Below are 4143 nucleotides of genomic sequence, written 5' to 3' on the forward strand. Positions count from 1 at the left end.
GACAGCGGCTCGAGCTCGTCGGCGGGCAGCGGCACGAACCCCGCCGCGCGCCCGATTCGCTGGCCCTGCTCGGACATGATCAGCTCAATGAAGGCGCGCTCCGCCGGCGGCAGCGCCTCGCCGGGCGCCACGTTCACGTAGAGATAGAGATAGCGCGACAGGGGGTACTCGCCGCTCTGAATCGTTTCCGGCGTGGGCATGATGGTCTCGCCGGCGGCATCGATCAGTCCGAGCGGCTGCACCATCGGCGTCAGGTGATGATAGCCAGTGTAGCCCATCGACCGGGGCGATTCGCCGACGGCGGCGACCACGGCGGCGGAACCGGGGTATTCGCTGATATCGTTGCGAAAGTGCCCGCCGCAAAGCGCCCGCTGGCGAAAGAGATCATGAGTGCCGGAGGCCAGGTTGCGCCCGTGAAGCGCGATTCGCCCGTAAGGCCAGTCGCCGGCCGGCACGATCTCCTCCCAGCGGCTCACGGGGCCCGGCGCGCCACAGGCCCGGGTGGTGGAGAAGATCGCGTCCAGCGTCGAAAGCGTCAGCGCCTTCAGCGGGTTATGACGATGGACCACCACCACCAGGGCGTCGCGAGCGACGCGCAGCTCCACGGGCGCGTAACCGTAGCGGCGCTGAAACTGCTCGCGCTCCTCCGGGCTCATGGGGCGCGACATGGGCGCCAGGCGCGTGGTGCCCGCCACCAGCGCCGAGGGCGCGATCGACGAGCCGCCGGCCTGGAACTGCACGTTGATGCCCGGATGGCGGGTGGTCAGCGCCTCGCCCCAGCGCAGCACGAGGCTCGCCATGGTGTCCGAGCCGGTCGCGCCCAGCGTGCCGCTGACCGGAGCGGCCGCCCAGGCGGGCGCGGCAAGCCATAAAAGCAGCCAGAGTGTCAGGTGGGCGCAGGATCGATCGGGCCTGATGCAACGCTTCAAACGCTATTCCTCTTGTGGTTAACTGGCGCCCGCTCGACGGCGCTGGCGACGCGCCACCGTCGGGTTCGTGTACAACAACAACCCAATGAAGTGACTACCTCATGACACCGCTCGACAACGACCTGGACGACGTGCCCGCCCCGCAGGGGCAGCTCACGCTCAAATTACTGGCTTCGCGTCAGGATACCAACCTTTACGGCGACATTCCCGGCGGCTGGCTGGTGAATCGCATGGACCAGGCGGCGGAGCTGGCCGCCGGGCGCGAGGCGGGCGGGCGCACCGCGACGGTAGCGATCGAGTCGATGGACTTTTTGAGTCCGGTGCGGGTCGGGTCGGTGGTGAGCGTCTATACCCAGGTGCGCGAGATCGGCCACAGCTCGATCAAGCTCGATGTCGAAGTGTGGGTGCGCCCGCCGCTGGGGCGCCATTTCGAGGAGCGCCAGAAAGTGACCGAGGCGCGCTTCGTGGTGGTGGCCCTCGACGACAACGGGCGCATTCGCGCGGTGCACGGCGACTGATCCGCCGGGCACGAAAAAGGGCGCAATAAAAAGGGCGCTTGCGCGCCCTTGTCGATCCTTGGGGTTTGTCAGGCGCCGATGGCGTCGCGCCCCTTGAAGTAGGCGTACTCGCCGATGTCGCTGAACGGGCGCATCAGCTGCTGGAACGCCCGGTAGGATTCGTAGACCCGGCGCGACTCTTCGTCGTTCTCGGTCTGGGTCTGGATCACCTGCTGGGACGCCTCGAACAGCGCCTGCATGACGTCCTCCGGGAAGGTGCGAAGCTCGACGCCGTGCTCGTCGACCAGGGTTTCCAGCGCCTGGGCGTTGTGGAAGGCGAACTCGGTGAACATCGCCAGGTTCGACGCCCGCGCTGCCTCGCGGATCACCGCCTGCAGGTCTTCCGGCAGCTCGTTCCAGGCATCCAGGTTGATCATGGTCTCGACCAGCGCGCAGGGCTCGTTCCACACCGAGGTGTAGTAGTAGTCCGCCACCTGATGCAGGCCGAAGGCCATGTCATTGTAGGGGCCGACCCAGTCGGCGGCGTCGAGCACGCCGGTCTGAAGGGAGGTGAAGATCTCCGAGCCCGGCAGGTTCACGGTGCTCACGCCGATGGCGTTCATCGCCTCGCCGGCAAGACCCGGCAGGCGCAGGCGCAGGCCCTGCATGTCGGCCAGCGAGTTGATCTCCTTCTTGAACCAGCCGGCCATCTGCGGGCCGGTGTTGCCCACCGCGAAGGGCTTGAGGTTGTGGTTGGCGTAGACCTCGTCCCACAGCTCCTGGCCGCCGCCGTGGTAGATCCAGGCGTTCATCTCGGTGGTGGTCATGCCGAACGGCACGGCGGTGAAGAACTGCGACGCCGCGACCTTGCCGCGCCAGTAGTAGGGCGTGGAGTGGCCCATCTCGGCGGTCCCGGCGGCAACGGCGTCGAACACCTCGAGGGCCGGCACCAGCTCACCGGCGCCGTGCACGCGAATGCGCATGCGCCCGTTGGAGAGCTCCTCGACCCGGCGGGCGAAGTCGTTGGCACCGGTACCCAGTGCCGGGAAGTTCTTCGGCCAGGAGGTGACCATGTCCCAGGTGTAGGTTTCCTGGGCCTGGGCGGTGGCGACGAAGGGCGCGGCGGCGACACCGGCGGCGCCGAAGCCGGCGGTTTTCAGAAATTGGCGGCGTTGCATGGCGGGTTCTACTCCAGCAGGAAGTTTTTTATAGAAGTGTGCGTGGTTCAGCGTCCGCCGAGCAGTATGCGTCAGTTGGGTTTTATTGGGCAAGCGGGCCTAAAGTGGAGTGAGCTTGGCAAACCCGAGCACCAGCCACTTCACGCCTTCGCCTTCGAAGCTGACCTGTACCCGGGCTCGCGCGCCCTCGCCCTCGGCGTTGAGGATCATGCCCTCGCCGAACACCGGGTGGCTGACGCGCTGGCCGACGTGCAGGGCGGGCAGGTCGTCATGCGCATCAACAGAGCTTTGCGCGTAGCTCGGCCGCGAAGCGGTCACCGGGCGCGAGACGTGGCCGCGCAGGCGCACCTCTTCCAGCAGGTGCGGCGGCAATTCGCGCAGAAAGCGCGACGGGCGCGGAAACACCTCCTTGCCGTGCAGCCGCCGGGTCTCGGCGTGGGTGAGATAGAGCTTCTGCATGGCGCGGGTCACGCCGACGTAGCAGAGCCTGCGCTCCTCCTCGAGCCGGCCCGGCTCCTCCACCGACATCTTGTGCGGAAAGAGGCCCTCTTCCACGCCGGCGATGAACACCACCGGGAACTCCAGGCCCTTGGCGGAATGCAGGGTCATCAGCTGCACGCTGTCCTCGAACTCCTCGGCCTCGTGGTCGCCGGCGTTGAGCGCGGCTTCCGACAGAAACGCCTCGAGCGCCACCATGCCCTCGCCGGCCTCCGGGGTCTCGAACGCGTCGCCCTGGGTGAAGGCGCGCGCGGCGGTGACCAACTCCTCCAGGTTCTCGACCCGCGCCTGGCCCTTCTCGCCGCGCTCGCTCTTGTGGTGCTCGATCAGCCCGGTGTGCTCGATGACGTGGTCGATGATCTCGTGAAGCGCCAGGCCCGCGGCGTCGTTGTCGAGCTGCTCGATCAGGTTGGTGAACGCCTTTACCGCGTTGCCCGCCCGGCCCTTGAGCGTGCCGTCACCCAGGGCATCGTGAAGCGCCTGCCAGAGCGATATGCTCTCGAGGCGCGCGCGGTGGCGCACGATCTCGACGGTGCGCGTGCCGATGCCCCGGGTGGGCACGTTGATCACCCGCTCAAGCGAAGCGTCGTCGTCGCGGTTGAGCAGAAGCCGCAGGTAGGCCAGCGCGTTCTTGATCTCCAGGCGCTCGTAGAAGCGGTGGCCGCCGTAGATGCGATACGGCATGCCCTGGCGGATCAGCGTCTCCTCGATCAGCCGCGACTGGGCGTTGGAGCGGTACAGGATCGCCACGTCCCGGCGGTTGATGCCCTCGTCGACCTTCTCCTTGATGGTATCGACGATGTAGCGCGCCTCTTCCAGGTCGTTGAAGCCGGCGTAGACCGAGATCGGCTCGCCTTCGACGCCGTCGGTCCACAGGTTCTTGCCCATGCGCTCGCTGTTGTGGCTGATCAGGGCGTTGGCGGCGTCGAGAATCGCGCTGGTGGAGCGGTAGTTCTGTTCCAGGCGCACGGTCTTGGTGTTCGGGAACTCCTCCTCGAAGCGGCGGATGTTCTCGATCTTCGCCCCGCGCCAGCCGTAGAT

Annotated in this window: 4 protein-coding genes; 1 reads left to right on the forward strand and 3 read right to left on the reverse strand. The window is 67.1% G+C overall.

Features of this window, described 5'->3' with window-relative positions:
• On the reverse strand, positions 1 to 890 hold an 890-nt coding region (locus tag BIS11_RS12150), incomplete at its 3' end, for a PstS family phosphate ABC transporter substrate-binding protein (RefSeq protein WP_253586123.1).
• A 140-nt stretch (positions 891 to 1030) separates the two neighbouring features.
• Between BIS11_RS12150 and BIS11_RS12155 the strand changes: the two genes are divergently transcribed.
• Positions 1031 to 1447: an acyl-CoA thioesterase gene (locus BIS11_RS12155; protein WP_227390082.1), complete on the forward strand. Its 417-nt coding sequence runs from the start codon at positions 1031 to 1033 to the stop codon at positions 1445 to 1447.
• A 68-nt stretch (positions 1448 to 1515) separates the two neighbouring features.
• On the opposite strand, the gene BIS11_RS12160 is transcribed toward BIS11_RS12155, so the two are convergent.
• The gene (locus BIS11_RS12160; protein ID WP_253421912.1) at positions 1516 to 2604 is read right to left on the reverse strand and encodes a TRAP transporter substrate-binding protein; all 1089 of its coding nucleotides are present in this window, start codon (positions 2602 to 2604) and stop codon (positions 1516 to 1518) included.
• Positions 2605 to 2703: 99 nt separating this feature from the next.
• A partial coding sequence (locus BIS11_RS12165) for a 3'-5' exonuclease (RefSeq protein WP_253586121.1) occupies positions 2704 to 4143 on the reverse strand: 1440 nt, incomplete at its 5' end.

This window comes from Halomonas sp. 707D4 (assembly GCF_024158685.1).
Lineage (GTDB): Bacteria > Pseudomonadota > Gammaproteobacteria > Pseudomonadales > Halomonadaceae > Vreelandella.